Source organism: Microbacterium ureisolvens, from assembly GCF_015278315.1.
In the GTDB taxonomy this organism is placed as follows: Bacteria; Actinomycetota; Actinomycetes; order Actinomycetales; family Microbacteriaceae; genus Microbacterium; species Microbacterium ureisolvens.
Genome location: NZ_JADIJE010000003.1, coordinates 173,549 through 193,191 on the forward strand (window position 1 = coordinate 173,549; position 19,643 = coordinate 193,191).

The 19,643-nt window shown below is 65.5% G+C and carries 19 protein-coding genes; 16 read left to right on the plus strand and 3 right to left on the minus strand.

What is annotated here, in order from left to right:
* Positions 1-64 precede the first annotated feature (64 nt).
* The 4 genes from IM767_RS05720 (at position 65) to IM767_RS05735 (ending at position 5,493) form a co-directional block, all read left to right on the plus strand.
* Positions 65-2,215 (plus strand): acetate--CoA ligase family protein, encoded by a 2,151-nt coding sequence (locus IM767_RS05720; protein ID WP_109212234.1) that lies wholly within the window; start codon positions 65-67, stop codon positions 2,213-2,215.
* The gene (locus IM767_RS05725) at positions 2,212-3,075 is read left to right on the plus strand and encodes an enoyl-CoA hydratase/isomerase family protein (protein WP_109212233.1); all 864 of its coding nucleotides are present in this window, start codon (positions 2,212-2,214) and stop codon (positions 3,073-3,075) included. Before IM767_RS05720 ends, IM767_RS05725 begins: the two co-directional genes overlap by 4 nt.
* 76 nt (positions 3,076-3,151) lie before the next feature.
* The gene (locus tag IM767_RS05730) at positions 3,152-4,651 is read left to right on the plus strand and encodes an aldehyde dehydrogenase family protein (protein ID WP_109212232.1); all 1,500 of its coding nucleotides are present in this window, start codon (positions 3,152-3,154) and stop codon (positions 4,649-4,651) included.
* Between the two features lie 89 nt (positions 4,652-4,740).
* On the plus strand, positions 4,741-5,493 hold the full coding sequence (locus tag IM767_RS05735; protein ID WP_109212242.1) for an IclR family transcriptional regulator: 753 nt from the start codon (positions 4,741-4,743) through the stop codon (positions 5,491-5,493).
* Between the two features lie 282 nt (positions 5,494-5,775).
* Here the strand turns inward: IM767_RS05735 and IM767_RS05740 are convergent, their stop codons facing one another.
* Entirely contained in the window at positions 5,776-6,792 is a 1,017-nt protein-coding gene (locus IM767_RS05740) for a LysR family transcriptional regulator (protein ID WP_339327386.1), read from the minus strand.
* Between IM767_RS05740 and IM767_RS05745 the strand changes: the two genes are divergently transcribed.
* A complete protein-coding gene (locus IM767_RS05745) occupies positions 6,791-7,165 on the plus strand; it encodes a CBU_0592 family membrane protein (protein WP_109212230.1) in 375 nt (124 codons plus the stop codon). The two genes, IM767_RS05740 and IM767_RS05745, sit on opposite strands and share 2 nt — an antisense overlap.
* 24 nt (positions 7,166-7,189) lie before the next feature.
* Here IM767_RS05745 and IM767_RS05750 read toward each other — a convergent pair whose 3' ends face one another.
* The gene (locus IM767_RS05750) at positions 7,190-8,101 is read right to left on the minus strand and encodes a LysR family transcriptional regulator (RefSeq protein ID WP_109212229.1); all 912 of its coding nucleotides are present in this window, start codon (positions 8,099-8,101) and stop codon (positions 7,190-7,192) included.
* Between the two features lie 125 nt (positions 8,102-8,226).
* On the opposite strand from IM767_RS05750, the gene IM767_RS05755 reads away from it, so the two are divergent.
* The 8 genes from IM767_RS05755 (at position 8,227) to IM767_RS05790 (ending at position 15,034) form a co-directional block, all read left to right on the plus strand.
* Positions 8,227-9,249 (plus strand): thiamine pyrophosphate-dependent dehydrogenase E1 component subunit alpha, encoded by a 1,023-nt coding sequence (locus IM767_RS05755; RefSeq protein WP_198425698.1) that lies wholly within the window; start codon positions 8,227-8,229, stop codon positions 9,247-9,249.
* Entirely contained in the window at positions 9,246-10,214 is a 969-nt protein-coding gene (locus tag IM767_RS05760; protein ID WP_198425699.1) for an alpha-ketoacid dehydrogenase subunit beta, read from the plus strand. The genes IM767_RS05755 and IM767_RS05760 overlap by 4 nt, the downstream gene beginning before the upstream one ends.
* 30 nt (positions 10,215-10,244) lie before the next feature.
* On the plus strand, positions 10,245-10,484 hold the full coding sequence (locus IM767_RS05765) for a lipoyl domain-containing protein (RefSeq protein WP_109212228.1): 240 nt from the start codon (positions 10,245-10,247) through the stop codon (positions 10,482-10,484).
* Positions 10,484-11,185 carry a 2-oxo acid dehydrogenase subunit E2 gene (locus IM767_RS05770; RefSeq protein ID WP_109212227.1) on the plus strand — a complete coding sequence of 234 codons (702 nt, stop codon included), beginning with the start codon at positions 10,484-10,486 and terminating at the stop codon, positions 11,183-11,185. Before IM767_RS05765 ends, IM767_RS05770 begins: the two co-directional genes overlap by 1 nt.
* 2 nt (positions 11,186-11,187) lie before the next feature.
* Positions 11,188-11,970 (plus strand): SDR family NAD(P)-dependent oxidoreductase, encoded by a 783-nt coding sequence (locus IM767_RS05775; protein ID WP_109212226.1) that lies wholly within the window; start codon positions 11,188-11,190, stop codon positions 11,968-11,970.
* Entirely contained in the window at positions 11,967-12,749 is a 783-nt protein-coding gene (locus tag IM767_RS05780) for an SDR family NAD(P)-dependent oxidoreductase (RefSeq protein WP_109212225.1), read from the plus strand. The genes IM767_RS05775 and IM767_RS05780 overlap by 4 nt, the downstream gene beginning before the upstream one ends.
* Before the next feature lie 79 nt (positions 12,750-12,828).
* Positions 12,829-13,743: a glycine betaine ABC transporter substrate-binding protein gene (locus tag IM767_RS05785; protein ID WP_109212224.1), complete on the plus strand. Its 915-nt coding sequence runs from the start codon at positions 12,829-12,831 to the stop codon at positions 13,741-13,743.
* Between the two features lie 370 nt (positions 13,744-14,113).
* Entirely contained in the window at positions 14,114-15,034 is a 921-nt protein-coding gene (locus tag IM767_RS05790) for a glycine betaine ABC transporter substrate-binding protein (protein WP_109212223.1), read from the plus strand.
* A gap of 65 nt (positions 15,035-15,099) precedes the next feature.
* Here IM767_RS05790 and IM767_RS05795 read toward each other — a convergent pair whose 3' ends face one another.
* A complete protein-coding gene (locus IM767_RS05795; protein ID WP_109212222.1) occupies positions 15,100-16,008 on the minus strand; it encodes a LysR family transcriptional regulator in 909 nt (302 codons plus the stop codon).
* Positions 16,009-16,353: 345 nt separating this feature from the next.
* Here IM767_RS05795 and IM767_RS05800 point away from each other — a divergent pair, with 345 nt between their 5' ends.
* The 3 genes from IM767_RS05800 to IM767_RS05810 are packed head-to-tail and all read left to right on the plus strand — an operon-like array spanning position 16,354 to position 19,628.
* Positions 16,354-18,072: a flavin-containing monooxygenase gene (locus IM767_RS05800; RefSeq protein WP_198425700.1), complete on the plus strand. Its 1,719-nt coding sequence runs from the start codon at positions 16,354-16,356 to the stop codon at positions 18,070-18,072.
* Complete coding sequence (locus IM767_RS05805) at positions 18,069-18,839, plus strand: SDR family NAD(P)-dependent oxidoreductase (RefSeq protein ID WP_109212221.1); 771 nt, start codon at positions 18,069-18,071, stop codon at positions 18,837-18,839. Before IM767_RS05800 ends, IM767_RS05805 begins: the two co-directional genes overlap by 4 nt.
* A 45-nt stretch (positions 18,840-18,884) precedes the next feature.
* On the plus strand, positions 18,885-19,628 hold the full coding sequence (locus tag IM767_RS05810; protein WP_109212220.1) for an SDR family NAD(P)-dependent oxidoreductase: 744 nt from the start codon (positions 18,885-18,887) through the stop codon (positions 19,626-19,628).
* The last annotated feature ends 15 nt before the right edge of the window (positions 19,629-19,643 follow it).

Sequence of the window (19,643 nt, forward strand, 5' to 3'; positions counted from 1 at the left end):
TCGCTGCGTTGGATGCTAGTCCCACCTAGCGAGATCGTCCCGCTATACGAGACAGGATCCGAACTTGACCTTCACCCTCTCTGCACCCTCGCCGGCGCCGACAGGCATCGCAGCGCACCGGCTCGAGCCCCTCTTCACACCGCGCTCAATCGCGTTCATCGGAGGCAGCAACATCCTCGACACGCTCCGGTATCAGCGCGAGATGGGGTTCGCTGGGGACGTCTGGGTGGTCAACCCGCGCCACGAGCGGTTGGACGTTTACGATTGCGTGCCGAGCGTGCGTGAGCTGCCCGCACCTCCGGATCTCGCCTACGTGGCCATCCGTCGAGAACTGGCCGTGCAGGCGATCGCTGAGCTGCGTGAGATCGGGTGCCGAGCCGTGATCTGCCATGCCGCGGGTTTCGCCGAGTCTGGCGGCATCGGCGAGGAGTTGAACACGAAACTCCTCGAAGCTGCCGGTGATATGCCGCTGCTCGGCCCCAACGTGCTGGGGATCATCAACGTGGTCGACAAGACCGCCGTCGCGATGGAACATTACGGGGTTCTGGAGGCTTCCGAAGGTGTCGCCATCGTGAGCCAGGGGGGAACCCTGCTGTGCGATGCCGCCTGGTCGGGGCGAAGCATCCCGTTCACGCATCTAGTGGCAGTCGGCAACCAGGCTCAGATCCAAACCGCCGAGTGCGTGGACTTCCTCCTTGACGACCCTCGGGTGAAGGCCATCGGCTTGTCCTTCGAGACGCTTGACGATATTGAACTCCTTCGCCGTGTCGCCGTCAAAGCGCTGCGGCTCGGCAAGCCAATCGTCGCCCTGAAACTGGGAAACACCGATGCCGGCGCGAGAGCGGCAGCTTCCCACACCGCATCGATGACGGGCCTGGGTGCAGCATGGGACGCGCTCTTTGACCGTCTCGGCATCATCGCGACCCGCTCCGAAGCCGAGTTCCTCGAAACACTGAAGCTCTGCTCCTCGGGTCAGATCCCTCGCGGTCCGCGCGCCATGGTGATTTCGGCATCAGGTGTCTACAGCATTCTGCTCGCGGATCATCTCAGCGCGGCGGGTTTCGAACTGCCGCAACCGGCAGGCGAGCACCGCGAGCGAGTGCTCAGCCTGCTGCCGGCAATCGCGACGCCAGGCAATCCGCAGGACGTCACGGCCGCCGTGTGGGGCGATGAGCGGGTCCAGCGCGACCTCTTCGCCGCTCTGCTGGATGACGAGATCGATGTCGTCCTCGGCGTGCAGAACTTCCCGCCGCAGGGCGTCGGCGATCCGGCTGCATATTTTCAGCCCATCGATGCTCTTGGCGCGGCCGTGGCCGGTCGCGAGATCGCAGCCGTTGAACTAGCCCCCCTGGCCGACTCGTTCCCGGCCGATGCCCGGGATCGTGCCACGCATGCAGGGCTCGCCCCGATGCAAGGACTGGAAGAATGCATGGCTGCGCTTCGTCATGGTCTGTGGTGGCATCGACGGCACACGGACCTGCTCGAGGTGGATCTTTCGGTCCCGGTCAGCTCACCATCCGCCACGATCCGTCGAGACCACGCACTCAACGAAGCTGAGGCAAAGGCCATGTTGGCCGCTGCCGGAGTCTGCGTGCCGGACTCGCGAGTCGTCACGACCGAGTCGGTCGTCGCCGCTGCCGACGAGCTCGGATATCCGGTCGTCATCAAGGCGCTCGATGCCCGCCTGCTGCACAAGACAGAAGTCGGAGCGGTGCGAGTGGGGCTGCGCTCGGCGACCGAGGTGCGCGACGCGATCGAAGACATGCGGCGCGACATGGCCCGGCTCGCTCCCGAGGTGGCCCTACGGGAAGTGCTTGTCGAGGTCATGGCCCAGGACGTAGTTGGAGAGGTCATGGTCTCCGTGACCCAGGACCCGTCCGTCGGGATCGTCATGATGCTGGCCGGTGGTGGCGTGGAAGCGGAACTGTGGAACGACAGCTTCCTGCTGGCGCCGCCGTTCACTCGCGGCGAGATCGTCCGAGCGCTTGATCGCCTCAAAGTCGCCGCCCGGCTGCGTGGCTGGCGAGGGCGTCCCGCCGCCGACATGGACCGACTCATCGACACGATCGAACGAATCGGTGACTGCGCATTGAGCACCGGTTCGGTCGACATCGAGATCAACCCACTACTCGTCGGACGCCACAACGTCACCGCCGTGGACGCCGTCGTCAGCTTCCATCATTCCGACCATCACGAAGAAGGAGAAACCAGATGACCATCAACGTAGACACCGCCGTCTCAGCACCGGAGGACTACCAGCACCTGATCTACGAGGTGGACGAGGAACACATCGCTTGGGTGACGCTGGACCGCCCGGCGAAGTACAACGCGATGAACCGGGCGCTCATCGCGGAACTTCGCGCCGGCCTGCTCCGCGCAGACGCCGACCCCGATGTCAACGTGATCGTGATCAAGGGCAACGGGCGCGGATTCTGCGGCGGACACGACCTCACCGAGGACGCCGGCGACGACGAGCTCCGGCTTGACCCGTACGCGTACAGGCAGCACTACTTCACGGAGTACAAGGACTACCTCACGCCCTGGGAGATCAGCAAGCCTGTTGTCGCCTCCGTGCACGGCGCGGCAATCGGTAAGGGGTTCGAGCTGACAATGATGGCCGACATCAGCATCGTCACCTCTGACACCGAGCTCGGCTACGCCGAGGTGCGGCACGGCATCGCCGGCTTCCTGATGTTCCTGCCCTGGCTGGTGGGCATGAAGGCCGCGAAGGATCTGCTGCTCACCGGACGGAAGGTCAGCGCGGCCGAATGCAAGGAGCTCGGCTTGGTCACGCAGGTCGTCGAACCCGACGAGCTGGCCGCAGAAACCAAGCGCGTAGCCACCATCATGGCCCGCATTCCGAGCGGAATGCAGCGAATCCACAAGCAGTACCTGAACCGGGTGTACGACGCCCAGGGTCTGCAGTCGGCGGTCGCCGACTACCTCGAGGTGGAGATGTTCATGAGCGTGCTGCCGACTCCGGAGTACGCGAAGTTCATCGACGTCACCTCCGAGCGGGGCCTCCGGGCGGCCATCGACGACGGCGAGGCGCGATTCGCGGGCCTGGATCGCTAGCTTCACCGTCAGTGCAGGCCGAGCTGCTGCCTCGGCCTGCACATCCCCCGGTCATTGCCCAGTTAATGGAGACAACGTGAACATTGCAAGCTCGACTATTCAAGACGTCCGGCGAGCCGAGGCGCAATTGCTTCAGCCTGGCGATCTGCCCACGGCGCGGAGCGCTCTGGTCGGACAGGAGCCGGCGGATCAGCCACCACTTCTGGATGTGATCGATCCGTCAACCGGGGAGATCATTTCGTCGGTCGCTCTGGGTACCGAACACGACGTCGACGTCGCTGTGGCGGCCGCAGTTGTGGCTCAGCGCGCCTGGCAGAAGCTCGTGCCCAGACAGCGCTCCCACGTGTTGCATGCAGTCGCGGATCGCCTCGTCGAACAGCGACAGCTTCTGGCTCGCCTCGAGGCTGCCGACACCGGCAAGCCGATGTCCGTCGCGCTGAACGATATCGATGTCTCGGTCGACGCGTTTCGCTTCATGGCCGGTGCGCTCCGGGCCACGAGCTCGGTCGCGGCGGGGGAGTACGAGGCGGATCATTTCTCCGTGATCGTGCGTGAACCGCTGGGCGTGGTCGGTGCCATCACTCCATGGAATTTCCCTCTCGTGATGGCTGCCCAGAAGATCGCCACGATTCTCGCAGCGGGCAACTCGATCGTCCTGAAGCCATCGGAGATCACTCCGTTGACGACCATAAAGTTCGCCGAACTGGTTGCCGATCTGCTTCCGCCGGGGCTGCTGAATGTCGTCACGGGGCTCGGAAATGTTGTCGGCGCTGCGATCGCAGCGCATCCAGACATCGCACTTGTCTCCGTCACCGGATCGACTGCAAGCGGTCGCGCCGTCGCACGAATCGCCGCGGACAGCGTAAAGCGGGTTCACCTCGAACTGGGCGGGAAAGCGCCGGTCATCGTCTTCGCGGATGCCGACATCGAGCGCGTTGCAGACACGCTGAGCGTCGCCAGCTTCTACAACTCCGGTCAGGACTGCAGCGCAGCCTGCCGCGTGTTGGTCCATGAATCGGTTGCCGACCAGTTGGTGAGAGCGCTGGTTGACCGGGTGAACGACATCTCCGTTGGCGAACCCGGTGCGGGGGAGGACATTCAGCTGGGCCCGGTGGTGTCGGAGGCCCACTTCCGCAGGGTGCTTGACCATCTGGATCGGGCATACGCCGAGGGGGCTCGCGCGGCCGTCGGAGGGAGCGCATACCCCGGCGCCGGCTTCTTCATTCAGCCGACGGTGTTGGTCGACGTGCCAGCGGGCGCCGCTTGCACGCGTGAGGAGATCTTCGGCCCCGTCCTGACGGTGGAGACGTTCTCTTCCGATGAGGAAGCGATCGAGCGGGCGAACAGCGTGGAGTTGGGGCTGTCCGCATCGGTGTGGACACGTGACGGTTCGCGTGGGGATGCTGCGGCTGCGCAGTTGGATGCCGGCACCGTCTGGGTGAACTGCCATGGGGTGATACCGAGCGAGATGCCATGGGGAGGTGTCAAGAGTTCGGGTTACGGACGTGACATGTCGATGTATGGTCTGGACGACTACTCCCGCACGAAGCACCTCATGCGTTACGTCGGGAGGTGACCGTGGCGCGGCCGACGACCGGTCGCCGGGCCGAGGTGTGATTCGATATTCGAATGGGCGATAACACGGGGTCGGCGCGGGATGGGTCGGTGCAGTCGGTCGACCGGGCGGTCTCCATCCTCCAGGTGCTCGCGCGTCGAGGAAATGGTGGTGTGACGGAGATCTCAAAAGACCTCGCCATTCACAAGTCCACTGTGTCGCGTCTGCTCCTCACGCTGGAGGCGCGCGGGCTTGTGGAGCAGGACACGAGCCGCGGTCGATACCGACTCGGCTACGGCGTGGTTCAGCTGGCGCGTGGCGCCAATGCGAACCGGGACCTAGCGGAGATCGGCAGGTCGATCATCAATGGTCTTGCAGGCGAGGTTGGCGAGACCGTCCACATCGTCGGCCGTGCGGGGATGGAGATCGTCACCGTCGACCAATCGGTCGGATCGTCATCAATCAGCGTTGTGAAAGTCATCGGGCATCGAGACCCGTTGTATCCCACCGCGGCCGGCAAGGTGTTCCTGGCGGATCTCACGGTCCCCGAGCAGCGTGCTCTGCTCGGGGACCACCCCCCGGTCAGGTATACCCCGCATACGATCGTGGACGTCGAGGCGTATCTGGCGGGGCTTCACGCTGCCCGCGAGCGTGGATACGCCACAAGTTTCGAGGAGATGGAGATCGGATTGGTCGCGGTCGCCGCGCCGATCAGGGGCTTCGACGGCAACGTTGAGGCAACTGTCGTTGTCTCGGGTCCGGCGTTCCGACTCACCCCCGCGCGGATGGCCGACATCACCCCGAAGTTGATGTCGGGAGCGCTACAAATCTCGGAACGCAATGGCTTCCCGAAGTCGGGTTGAGGACGTGGCGGCGACACACTCAGGTAGCACCGACGTTCGCTGCATGGACCTTCTGAGAAGGATCTTGATGACGAATCGATCCACAGCGAACGAGATGGCGGGTACGGCGCGGAGCGCATCGGCGGCTGTGCTGATGATCACGGGCGCCAGCATGTAGCCGGTATACCGGAATGCCGTCACCTGAGAGACCAGTCGCTACTGGCTCACTCGCACTCTTCGGCCCGATTCTGCTGCGACTGCCGATCGGGTCGGCCGGACTGCTATAGGGAGGGCGCTCAGATGCTACTCCGCGTTGAGGTCAAGCTCGTTCACGGCCTCCCGGATGAGGGTGACGGCAGTGTCGATGGCGCCGACCGGGGACGACTTGTCAGCGAAGCGTCGGAGCACGATCCGCCGAGTGCCGAGGCCGGGCAGGTCGACGATTTCGACGTTATCGGGCGCGACACTGCGAAGCGCGAGCGCGGGCATGATGGTGACGCCCTGGCCGGCAGCCACAAGAGCGAGGCCCGTCAGGGTCTCGTAGTAGTTGTGCACGGGGGCGGCTTCGATTCCGGCGGCCGCGCGGAGGCGCTCGATTGCGGACGCCCCGGCGCCGCCCTCGACTCCGAGCCAGGGGACTGATAGTCGAGTGAGATCGATGATGTCTCGATCGACGAGCCACCCGGCCGGAGCGACGAGCTTCCAGGGCTCATCGATCAGCGGTTGCTCGATCACTCCCGCAGGCGGCGGCTCGTTAGCGACGTCCGCATCGAACTCCACGACCGTCACATCGAGTTCCCGTCGGCGCATCGCGCGGGTCATCGAGCTGATGTCACCCTCAGTGATGTGGATCTCGAGTTGCGGGTACCGCTCCCGCCACGCGAAGAGCCGGGGGATGACGAGCGTTCGGAGGAAGCTGGCGACTCCGCCGAGCCGCACCACCCCGCTTGGCCCGGTGCCGGCGCGCAACCGATCACCTGCCGTTCCGAGGGCTCTCTCGATCTCTTCCGCAGCCTCAACGACGATCATTCCGGCCGCCGTGAGCGACGTGCCACGCGGCGTGCGTCGCACGAGTTCCCGCCCCGCCTCGCGCTCCAGTCGGGTCAGCTGCTGCGATACCGCCGACGGAGTGATGAAGAGGTCGTCGGCGGCGGCGAGCACGCTTCCTGCACGCGCGACCGCAAGGAGGATGCGGAGCTTTCGGGGGTCCAGTTCCATGTTAACGAAGACTGTATACGGACTGCTCATATGTTCATTTGATCTTCGCACCCCTTGATAGTGGAATTGATCTCGACAGTCAACCTCGGAGGCGGAGATCATGCTGGAAGCAATCCTGGGGTGGGTCGGCACCGCCGGCTCCCTTGTGGCGTACGTGCTGCTCGTTCGCGGCCACTTGGGCGCGCGATCCAGGATCTATCTCGGCACAAATGCTATCGCCGCTACGTTTGCTGGCACGGCGAGCGTTATGTACGGGGCGTGGCCGTCCGCAGCCTCAAACTTCGTGTGGGTGATCATGAGCCTCTATCCCGCCATCAACGACATGCGTCGTGAGGCCGCGCACCGTCGCCTCGCGGAGGCCGAAGCTACCGAGCCGGCCACTACAGTTACGGCCCCGGTCGTGGTATCCGTTCCCGCGGTGACAGCATCGGTTCCGGTCGTGACCGCTGTGCTCCCGGTGGTCGCCAACCTTTGACACGCGGCGAGGCTCCGAGCCGCGTTAGTAATTGACAGACGGGTCGAACTGCTCGACCGCCTCGTGGATCAGCGCGAGTGCGGTGTGGATTGGTCCGCCGACGGTGTGACTGCCTCCGAACCGGCGGAGCACGATGCTTCGAGTGCCCAGTCGCGGAAGATCGATCACGCGCACGTCGTCGGGGACGATGCCGCGCAGGGTGAGCGCCGGCATGACGGTGACCCCTTGCTCCTGCGCGACGAGGGTCACACCGCTGGAGGATTCGTAGTACAAGTGGGTCGGTGTCGGCTCCAGCGGGACGAGCCGGCGAAGTCGCTCGATGGCCGACTCGGTCGTCGCCGCCTCGACACCGAGCCATGGCACCGGGCAGCGGCTCGGGTCGACCTGATCGTCGTCGAGGAGCCACGCTGCCGGGGCGACAAACTTCCACGGCTCGTCGAGGAGCGGTTCCTCGACGATGCTCGGCGGCAGGGGGTCGTCGTCGGCGTCCTTGTCGAGTTCGACGAGGGCAGCGTGGAGGTCCCGACGGCGGAGGCTGCGGGTGAGGGATCCTGTGTTGCCCTCCACGAGCTGCAGTTGCAGGCGAGGAAACCGGTCTCGCCACTCGTTCAGATGCGGCGCGAGGAGCGCCCGGTGCACGCTCGCCAGCCCGCCGATGCGCACCGTTCCGCTCGGGCCGCTGTCTTCGTGCAAACGGTCGCGGGCATCGCCGACGACGCGCTCGATCTCCTCCGCCGCCTGCGCGGCGATCTGCCCGGCCGGCGTCAGCACCGTTCCGCGGGACGTGCGCATGACGAGCACTCGACCGGCCTCCCGCTCGAGCTGCTTGATCTGTTGCGACACCGCTGACGGTGTGATGAAGAGCTCTTCGGCGGCGGCGATGACGCTGCCCGCCCGAGCGACGGCGAGGAGTGTGCGGAGGCGCCGTGGGTCCATTTAAGCAAATTTACATGCCCAGTCCTCGTCTTTTCGTTTGACCTTCATACGCCAGAGGCGTGCAATGGCTACATCGTTCGTCCGGCGCCGATGCCACGGGCGGAGCAATGACGCGAAAGGCGGATATGACGACCATCGAAGACGTCGCCGACGTGACGACCGAAGTCAAGATTGAAATGCAGCGACGGATGCTGCGCATCCGCCATTTCGACCTTCGAGCGATCGAGGTGCAAGCCCGCGGCCTGATGCCCGGCTCGGTCCACACATCGATCGGGCACGAGGCCGCCATCGTGGGCGCCTGCATGGCGGTGAACACCGACGACTACATGACCGGCTACCACCGTTCACACGGTCATCCGATCGGGAAGGGGTCCAAGCTGGGGCCGCTGTTCGCGGAGTTGCTGGGCCGAGCCGACGGTGTCTGCGGTGGTAAGGGCGGCTCCATGCATCTCGCTGACTTCTCGGTTGGGAGCCTGGGCGAGTCCGGCATCGTCGCAGGGTCCATCCCGGTCGCCGTCGGCGCCGGCCTCAGCGCGAAGATGCAGAAGAACGGTCGCGTCGCACTCTGCTTCTTCGGCGACGGCGCGGCCAACGCCGGTCCGTTCCACGAATCACTGAACCTCGCCGCGATCTGGAAGACACCGACGATCTTCTTCTGCGAGAACAACGGCTTTGCCGTGTCGTTCTCGGCAAAGGAGGCGATGGCCATCGAAGACATCGCCGACCGTGCCGCCGGATACGGCATGCCGGGAGTGATCGTCGACGGACAGGACATCCTGGCCGTGCATTCAGTTGTGACCGAAGCGGTCGATCGCGGTCGATCGGGCCTGGGGCCCACGCTCGTCGAAGCGAAGACCTACCGTTTCCGCGAGCACTCAGAACTCATGCGGATGGCTGTCGGCTACCAGTACCGACCCGTCGAAGAGGTGCAGGAATGGGAGCAGCGCGATCCGATCGTGCTGCTCGCGGACCGCCTCCTACAGGAGGGCTCGGTGACGGAGAAGGAGCTTCAGGACCTCGAGGACGAGGTGGCGGCAGAGGTCGAGGTCGCTGTGCAGTTCGCCCTCGACAGCCCGTTCCCCGATCCCTCGGAGGCTTTCGAGAACATCTACGCGTCGCCCATCCCGGTTCGAGGAGTCACCCGTTGAGCACTGTCCGTACGTCCTATCTTGACGCCAATCTGGGTGCGATCGCGTCCGAGATGCACCGCGATCCCTCCGTGTTCTTCATGGGCCAGGATCTCCGTGCGGGCGTATTCGGCAACTTCCCCGTGGATGAGTTCCACGCTGACCGGGTCCGCAGTCTCCCCATCTCGGAGACGGGCTTCCTGGGGGCCGCGATCGGCGCAGCGATGACCGGGATGCGGCCGATCGTCGACATGACATTCTCCAATCTCCTGTATTCGGCGATGGACCAGATCGTCAACCAGGCGGCGAAGCTGCGCTACATGTCGAATGGGCAGGCGCGCGTTCCGCTCGTCATCCTCGCCAGCCTGTACTACGGCGGCAATCAGGCGGCGCATCACGCCGATCGCCCGATCTCCCTTTTCACCAACAGCCCCGGGCTCAAGATCGTGGCGCCGACGACACCCGATGACGTGCGCGGCCTCACCCTCACCGCGATCCGCGAGGACGACCCCGTCATCATCTTCCGAGACTCGAACGTTCAGGGCGTCCGCGAGGAGATTTCCGCCGAGGCGCGCACGATCCCGTTCGGCCTCGCCGATGTGAAGCGCGAGGGCACGGACGTCACGATCGTCGGCATCGCCAACGGCGTGCGGCTCGGAATGCGCGCCGCGACGCAGCTTGAGACCGAGGGAGTCTCGGTCGAGGTGGTCGACCCGCGATCGCTTGTTCCTCTCGATGTGGACTCGATCCTCCGATCGGTGCAGAAGACTGGGCGCGTCGTGGTCGTCGACCCCTCGCCACTCACCTGCAGCTTTGCGAGTGAATTGGTCGCGACGATCGCCCAGGAGGCGTTCGGGTCGCTGAAGGCGGCCCCCGAGCGCGTCACCGGCGCCGACGTGCCGACGCCCTTCAGCTCACCGCTGGAGCACAGCACACTTCCCAACGTCGACCGCGTTGTCGCGGCAGTGCGCCGCGTCGTCGCCTGATCCGGCATCTAGCTGAGAGGAACACGAACTATGGACGTCACACTTCCCCAATGGGGCATGGGCACTAGCGAGGCCTACATTGTCGAGTGGCTCAAGGCGGTTGGGGACACTATCGCCGAGGGCGACGCGCTCGTCGAGGTCGAGACGGCGAAGGCCAACGACGTCGTGGAGTCCACGGCGGCAGGGATCGTCGAGGAACTGCTGTACGAGCCGGGCGACGAGGTGCCCGTCGGTGAGGTCATCGCCCGCATTCGGCCGGCCGAGGGCTGATGGACGAGAAGCTCTCGCATGAGGACTCCCGCGTCGAGACCGTACCGCTCAAGGGCATGCGGGGGGCCATCGCGCACGCCATGCTCGACAGCCTTCAGAACACCGCGCAGCTCACGCTGCATCGGGAGTACGACGCGGACGGAGTGATCGCGTGGCGTCGCACGTTCCCGGATGATGCCCGCCCCACTCTCAACGACCTGGTTCTCATGGCGACGGCACGCGTGCTGCGCGACCACGCCGAGCTGAACGCGACGATCGATGAGGACGCCAGGCAAATTCACCGGCATACCGCGGTACACCTCGGTATGGCCGTCGCCCCCGATCGAGGCGGATTGGTGGTTCCGGTAATTCGCAACGCAGACCGTATGACACTGCCGGAGATCACGGCGGCGGCATCTGCCTCTGCCGCCTCGGCCAAGCAGGGCCGTCTGACGATGGCGGAGATCAGCGGCGGAACCTTCACGGTGACAAACCTCGGCAGCTTCGGTGTGGATTTCTTCACGCCCGTCGTCCAGCGGCCTCAGGTGGCGATCCTGGGCGTCGGTCGGATGCGGGGCGACCGGTCGACGTTGTCGCTCACCATCGACCACCGGGCCGTCGATGGCGTTCCAGGCGGCCGGTTCTTGAACGATCTCGCTGTGCTGCTGCAGGATCCGGCAGCGCTCGCCCACATTGCCGGCACGACGGAAAAGGAGTTTTGACCGTGTCAGAGGTCCTGAAGGGAAAGGTGGCGATCGTCACCGGCGCAGCGTCCGGGATGGGGCGCGCGACTGCTGAGGCCATGCTCGCCGCGGGCGCGAGCGTGGTCGCCGCCGACGTTTCGGAGGCCGGTCTGCTCAGCCTGGCGCCGCACCCGCAGCTGCGTACCGTGCAGTGCGACGTGACGAATAAGCGCGACGTGGCGGCGGTCGTCGCCACCGCGGTCGCCGTGTTCGGTGGACTCGACATCGCTTGCACGGCCGCGGGAATCTGCCAGCCGGAGTCCATCGTCGGCGCCGGGATCGTGTGGGCGCGCACGATGGCAATTAACGTCGACGGAACTCTGAACGTCTGCAGCGCAGCCATCCCAGAGATAAAGGCGCGTGGGGGCGGGGCGATCGTGACATGGGCTTCGACGAACGCGTTCCAGGCGACTCCGAACCTCGCCGCGTACAACGTCAGCAAGGCGGCGGTGCTGATGCTCACGAAGTCCATCGCAGTCGATCACGCCGAAGACGGCATCCGCGCCAACGCGATCTGCCCAGGATGGGTGCGCACGCCGATGGCGGGCGACCTCGGCGCGGCGTATGGCAGTCCAGAAGCGTGGCACGAAGCGATTCTGAAGACGCAGCCGCTCGGGATGGCCTCGCCCGAGGCGATCGCCGAGACCGCCGTGTTCCTCGCCTCGGACGCCTCCGCGCTGACCACCGGATCGGCCGTCATGGTGGACGGTGGGCTCACGGCCAAGAGTGCCTCGGTTTCACCGCCGCCTCTCCCGATCGCATGACGATCCGAGTGGATGAGATGGGCACGTCGAAAAGGCTGAAGGACAAGGTCGTCGTCGTCACGGGCGGCGCGAGCGGCATCGGCGCTGCCACTGTACGACGTCTCGCCGCCGAGTGTGCACGGCTGGCTATTTTCGATCTTGATCACGAGGCGGCGTCGGTTCTGGCCGCGGAGATCAGCGGAGAAGCTATCGCCGTGAGCGTCGATGTCACCAGCGAGCGTGCGTGGCAGGACGCCGTCGGGGAGGTTCACCGCACGTTCGGAGCACTTGACGTGCTCGTCAACTGTGCCGGCGGCGGGCGGGGAGGCGGCCGGCTCGTCGATGAGGATGCCTTGGTCCACCGCCGCATCATCGATCTGAATCTCGAATCGGTGTGGCATGGCATACGCGCCGTGCATCCGTTGATGGCGCCGTCCGGGGGGTCGATCGTGAACGTCTCGTCGATCGATGGTCTGGTCGGCGCCTCGGGAGCCGCGTCCTACGTGGCGGCGAAGTTCGCGGTGACCGGGGTGACGAAGGCCGCGGCGCTCGAGTTGGGAGCCGCGGGGATCCGTGTGAACGCCGTGCACCCAGGATTCGTCGAGACCCCGCTGCTCGCTGGGCGCGACGCGACCCTGCGACGGGCGCTCGAGAAAGCGGCGAGCTCACAGCCCATTCCCCGATTCGCGCGCCCGGAGGAGATCGCCGGAGCGATCCTCTTCTTCGCGTCCGACGACAGTTCGTTCTGCACAGGCTCCTCCCTCGTCGTAGACGGAGGAAAGATCGCGGGCTCGCGATGACCCAGGCGGTCATCTCGGTCTGCGGCAATACCCGTGACGCGACAACCCGTCGCATCGCGTCGAACAAGAGAGGCAACTGATGAACCGACAACTGATCAGGATTGTCGCCGTAGCGGCGACGGCCCTTCTGAGCGTGGGCATCGCCGGCTGCGCGTCGGGCGGCTCGGGCGGTGAGCAGACGAGCGGTGAGGACAAGGAGGTCAACTTCGCGATCATCCCGGGATGGAACGACAATCTCGACCTTGCCCATCTGTACAAGTACGTACTGGAGCGCAACGGCTACACGTTCGACATCACCGAGCTCAGTGAGATAGCGACCGTGTACACCGCGGCTGCCAGAGGAGACGTCGATGTCTTCTCGAGTGCACCCACTTCGATCCACAAGGTCTACTGGGACGAGTTCAAAGACGACCTCGAGGATCTCGGCGCGTACTACCAGAACGGCGCCATCTTCATCGCGGTACCCGACTACGTCAGCGACGTGACGTCGATCGAGGACCTCCCGGCTCATGCTGCCGAGTTCGACGGAACGATCTTCGGCATCGAGCCGGGGTCGGGTCTTGCCACGACGACCCAGGACGTCGTGTTTCCGGCGTACGGACTAGGCGACACATTCGAGCAGAAGACCTCCTCCACCGCGGCGATGCTGGCAGAGCTGCAGAAGGCGGTCGACGAGGAGAAGCCGGTGGCCGTGACCATCTGGAATCCGTGGTGGGTAAACTCCGTGTTCCCGATGCGCCGGTTGGAAGACCCGAAGAAGGCGTACGGGGAGGACTACACGATCAACACGGTCGCGAACGCCGAGTTCTCGAAGAAGTCGCCGAAGGCAGCGGAGATGATGTCGAGCCTCAAGCTCGACGATGACGAGTTCAACACTCTCGACGACGCCATCTACAACCAGTTCGAACCGGGCGAGGAGCAAGAGGCTGTCGCCGCGTGGTTCGAGGATCACCCCGACCTGCTCGAGGAGCTCGAGTCCTACCTCAAGAACTGATTGCGCACGAACCGACCGGCACCCGCAGTGCGCGGGTGCCGGTCAATCCTCTTGTCGCTCTCGTGGTTGGATGCCGAGTCGCTGCACGCGGCGAGAGATGAGAGGACACGGCGCCTCGGAGCCAGGTGAGGTTTTGCAAGGGATCCCTTCTCGGTGTGGGCTGCTCTGCCCACGCACATTGTGTGCACAATCGATATTTTGGGCGAGTGCGCCGTAGGCTTTCGGTCTGATGAAGAAGATCTACATCCCACCTGAGTTCATAGTCGCTTGATCTTCATCGCCGCGAGCGATCCAATGGCCGGAACGCTCCTCCACACAATCGGCGCGATGACGCGACGGGCATCTCTTGGAGGAGGGAGGAAGGCATGTAATGAACAGCAGTCTGAAGAAGATCGGTGCCGCACTCGCCACGGCGACCCTGGCGCTCCTCGTCGCGGGATGCGGATCGAGCCCGTCCGCGGGCGATGCCGCCGCCACCGGAGGGGAGGATAAGGACATCACGTTCGCCATCGTCCCCGGCTGGAATGACGCGCTCGACGTCTCGAGCGTGTTCAAGTACGTCCTAGAGCGCAACGGCTACACGTTCGAGACGACCGAGTTGACGGAGATCGCCACGATCTTCACGGCCGCCGCGGAAGGCAACGTCGATGCATTCTCGGCCGCACCGACGTCGGTGCACAAAGTGTACTGGGATGAGTACCAGGCCAACCTTGACGACCTCGGCGCCTACTACGAGAACGGTGCCATCTACATCGCCGTGCCCGACTACATGACGGATGTGAACTCGCTCGAGGATCTCGCTGCACATGCGGACGACTTCGACGGCACGATTTACGGCATCGAGCCCGGATCGGGGCTGGTCAAGACTACGCAGGAGGCGGTGTTTCCGGCTTACGGGCTGGACCAGGGTTTCGAGCTCAAGGCATCCTCCACGGCCGCCATGCTCGCCGAACTCGACAAGGCCACCAATGCGAAGGAGCCCGTGGCGGTAACCGTCTGGACGCCGTGGTGGGTCAACACGACCTTCCCAATCAAGAAGCTGGAAGACCCCAAGGAGGCCTACGGGCCGGACTACACCTTCAACATCGTCGCCAGCAAGGCGTTCTCCGAAGAGTCGCCCGCAGCGGCGGAGATGATGTCCAACTTCACCCTCACCGATGAGCAGTTCAACAGCCTGGATGACGCCATCTACAACCAGTTCGAGCCCGGGCAGGAACAGGATGCCGTTGCATCCTGGTTCGAGCAGTACCCGGAACTTCTCGAGGAGTTGGAGTCCTACGTCAAGGGCTGACGTTCTGACCGAGGGCCGGCACTCGCACCGACGAGGCCGGTCCTCGTGCATGCCTGGGCGTGCCGTCACTCCGGCCGCAGATCGAGCGAGGCGACGGCTTGGCGGATGGCGCCGACCACCGCGCCGACCGGGCTGTTCGGCGCCGCGTCGCTAGAGAACCCGCGGAGGACGAGACTGCGGGTGCCGAGCCCGGGGAGATCGATGACCCGCACGTTGCTCAGATCCGTGCCGGGAAGAGTGAGGGCCGGGAGCACCGCGACGCCTTGACCGGCGGCGACCATCGAGACCGCGGTCGCCGGGTCGTAGTACAGGTGGATGGGCGCGCTCTCGAGTGCCGTGATGCGCCCGAGGCGCTGAATCGCGAGCTCCATGATCGGGGCATCCACGCCGAGCCATGGCAACGGTGGACGGCGGGTGGTGATCGACGCCCGGTCGATCATCCACGCCGCCGGCGTCACGAGGCGCCACGGGTCGTCCACCAGGGGCTGCTCGATCATCCCCGAGGGCAGCTGCTCCTCGGTGACCTCGGTGTCGAGCTCGATGACCGCCAAGTCGAGCTCGCGGCGCCGGAGGTCACGCGTCAGCGACTGAGTATCGCCCTCCACGAGGTGGATGGCCAGCCGTGGGTACCGCTCGCCCCATTCAGCGACGCGCGGCACGATGATCGATCTCAGCGCGCTGGCGATCGCGCCGAGACGGACCTCGCCGCTGGGCCCGGCGCCCTCCCGCATCCGGGCGTTCGCCGTGCCCACGGCGCGCTCGATCTCCTCCGCTGCTTCGGCGGCGATCACTCCTGCCGGTGTCAGCACGGTACCCCTTGGTGTGCGCATGACGAGCGGTCGACCGGCCTCTCGTTCCAGGCGCTTGAGCTGCTGGGACACCGCAGAGGGAGTGATGAAGAGCTCCTCCGCGGCGGCGACGACACTGCCGGTGCGGGCCACGGCGAGAAGGATGCGGAGGCGACGAGGGTCCATTTAAGAGAACCTACATCCCCACTGACGTCAGTTTCACTTGACCTTTATCTTCGGCGGCATTCGAATGGGCAAAAGGACTAGCGCTGAACGACACGGAGGAGCGCACATGAGCATGGTCGAGGAAGACGCCGTTGTGGCCAATGCCCGTCCCGTCTTGGTTACCGACGAGCTGCACGCGGCATCGGACGCGATGATCGACGCCGCCGCCGCGGCGCCGATCCGATGATTCTTCGTGGCCTGCTCTTCCAGCTGACCGATGATGTCGAGGTCGCGGACGTGCCGGTGGGTCGCGACGACACCCACCCGCTCTCGGTGCCGCGTCCGGAGAGCGACGAGGACGTCCGGATGCTGCGCGGCAAGGCGGCCGCGTACCTCAAGAACCTGCGCGATACCCGGACACTCGAGGTGCCCGTCGGCGACGTTGGCACGCTTCCGGCGAGCATGCGGCTGGCGTCTGGAGAGGACATCCCCGAGGAGGGGCTGGCCCTGTGGGTGGAGGAGCTCGCGCTCGACCCGACCGTGCGGGGTCTGACCTGGACCGAACAGCCCACAGAGGACCAGCTCGCGGCTTTCCCCGTTATCGTGATCGGCGCGGGAATGGCCGGACTCAACGCCGCGCTTCAGCTGAAGCATGCGGGACTGCCGTTCACCGTGATCGAGAAAAACCCCGGCGTCGGCGGCACCTGGTACGAGAACCGCTACCCCGGCTGCCGCCTCGACACTCCCAGCCGTGCCTACACGCACACTGTGGGCGTCGACTTTCCCTACCCCTATGCGTATTCCCCGGCCGCGGAGACCAAAAAGTACACGGACTGGTTCGCGTCGCACTTCGACCTTGAGGACAGCATCGTCTTCAGCACCGAGGTGGTCTCCCTGACGTGGAACGATGCCGACTCCGTGTGGCTCGTCGAGACCGATGGTCCCGACGGGCGCCAGAGCCTGCGTGCCCGTGGCGTGATGAGCGCCGTCGGCTTCCTCAACCGGCCGAACATCCCCCAGATCGCCGGGCAGGAGGAGTTCGCCGGGCCCACGTGGCACACCGCGCAGTGGCCGGAGGGCGCCGACCTTGCTGGCAAGCGCGTCGCGGTGGTGGGCACCGGCTGTACCGGCTACCAGCTCATCCCCGAGCTGGTGAAGCAGGTGGAGCACCTTGTCGTCTTCCAGCGCACGCCGCAGTGGCTCTTCGAGACCGAGGGCTACCTGACGCCGCTGTCCGAGGAAGCGATATGGCTGGAGCGCAACTTCCCTTACTACACCAACTTCCTCCGCTTCCGTGAGCTCCACGTCTTCGAGGCGAGCGCGGGGCTGACCGCGATCGATCCCGCCTTCGACGACCCGCACACGCGCAGCGAGAGCAACAAGCGCATTCGGGATCTGTGCATCGACTTCCTCGAGCGCAAGCTGCAGGACCCGGAGCTCGTGCGAAAGATGACGCCGCCGCATCCTCCCCGCTCCGCCCGCGCTGTCCTTGTGGATGCCGAGTACAGCGTGCTCGACGCACTCGTCCGCGACGACGTGAGCCTGGTGAGTGAGGGGATCGCGCGCCTGAACGCCGACGGCATCGTGGCTGCGGACGGCACGCAGCACGACGTCGATGCGATCGTCTACGCGACGGGGTTCCGTGCGACCGAGTACCTCTTCCCGATGCGAATCACCGGGCGTGACGGCACCACCGTTGAGGAACTCTGGCGTGAGGGCGGCGCGCGTTCGCACAGGTTCTCGATGATTCCGGGCTTCCCCAACTTCTGGATGTTGTACGGACCCAACACCAACGGCGGACTGCAACCAGCCGCCTTCGACGAGCTGGTCACGCGCTACGCCCTGCAGTGCATCGAGCGGCTCGTCCTTGAGGAGCGGAACTCGATTGAGCCCGACGTCGAGGCTTACCGCCAATTCAGTCGTGAGGTGGATGAGGCCAACGCCACACGCATGTGGAGCGACCCACGCGCGCAGAACTACTACTGGACCGAGCACGGCCGTTCGTCGGTGATGTGCCCGTTCCTCGGCCGTGAGGTCTACCGATACTTGCACGAACCCGACTTCTCCGAGCTCGTGGTGCGATGAGCCCGCTCGCCGGCAAGGTTGCGGTCGTCACCGGGGCGGGCTCCGGAATGGGGCGCGCCACCGCGCTCGCATTGCTGGATGCCGGCGCAGCCGTGGTCGTGGCGGACCGGGATCCGTCCGCACTCGCGTCCCTGCCGAGCGGAGATCGGTTGGTGCGGCACACCTGTGACGTGCGCGATCCGGCGGATACCGCGCGATTCGTCGAGCGCGCCACGTCGGAGTTTGGTGAGCTTCATGCGGTCTTCAACGCCGCCGGGATCTGCCGCGAGGAGTTGCTGCTCGACGCGGGAGACATGTGGACTGCCACCATGGACGTCAATGTCACCGGGGTACTGAACGTCGTGAGGGCGGCGATCCCGGCGCTGAAAGCAGCGGGTGGCGGGGTGATCGTGAACTGGGCGTCCAACAGCGCGCTGCGCGCGTCGCCCGCGCTCTCCGCGTACTGCGTGAGCAAAGCCGCGGTTGTCATGCTCACCAAGTGCATCGCCGTGGAGCACGCAGCCGACGGCATCCGGGCAAACGTCATCAGCCCCGGCTACGTCGACACGCCCATGATCCGGGCCCAGGCCGCCTCATACCCCAGCGTCGACGAATGGCACCAGAGCGTCGCCGTACTTCAGCCTCTCGGGATCGGTTCTGCCGAATCCGTCGCCGACGTGGCGGTGTTCCTCGCCTCCGACGCATCGCGGCACATGACCGGCTCAGTCGTCACGGTCGACGGCGGCGCGATCGCCCGTGCCCCCGGCATCCGTCCCCCGTCCTCTTGATTCCCATCCGCCGTCGATGACGACCCCATCCCAGAGAAGGAATATATGAACGTCGCAGGCAAGCTGGTTCTCGTCACGGGAGCCGCCAAAGGCATCGGGCGCGCGATCTCGACGGCATTCGCCGAGCGAGGGGCGCGCGTCATCCTCACCGACCTCGCCACGAGCTCCGTGGACGATACCGCCGCTGAGCTCCGCGCCCGTGGCCTGGACGCGCACAGCCGCCACCTCGGCGTCACGGACCGCGAGGGGCTGTCGGCGCTCGCCGACAGCATCGCCACCGATTTCGGCGACCTCGACGCGCTGGTGAACAACGCCGGGATCGCCGGCTATGCCGACGTGGGCGACGACGCGTCCCCCGCTATCTGGGACCGCACGATCGACGTTGATCTAACCGGTGTCTTCAACGTGACCCGCGCCTTCCTCCCCGCGCTGTCACGCACGCATGGCGCCGTAGTGAATATCTCTTCGGTGTGTGCCTTCACCTCTGGGTTCAGCCACGTCAGCTACACCGCCGCAAAGGGCGGCGTGTCGGCGCTCACGCGAGCGATGTGCCGCGAGTTCGCGTCGCTCGGCGTTCGCGTTAACGCCGTCGCCCCCGGGTGGGTCAAGACAGAGGCGGTGGATCAGGCCGACGCCGACCACGACCAGTTCGTGCAGTGGCACGTGCCGTTCAACCGCTTCGGCGCTCCCGCAGAGATCGCCGGCCCGGTGGTCTTCCTGTCGTCGGATGTGGCGAGCTTCATCAGCGGGGTGACGCTCCCAGTCGACGGCGGCTACCTGACCGTCTGAGGCGCCCCGCCGTCG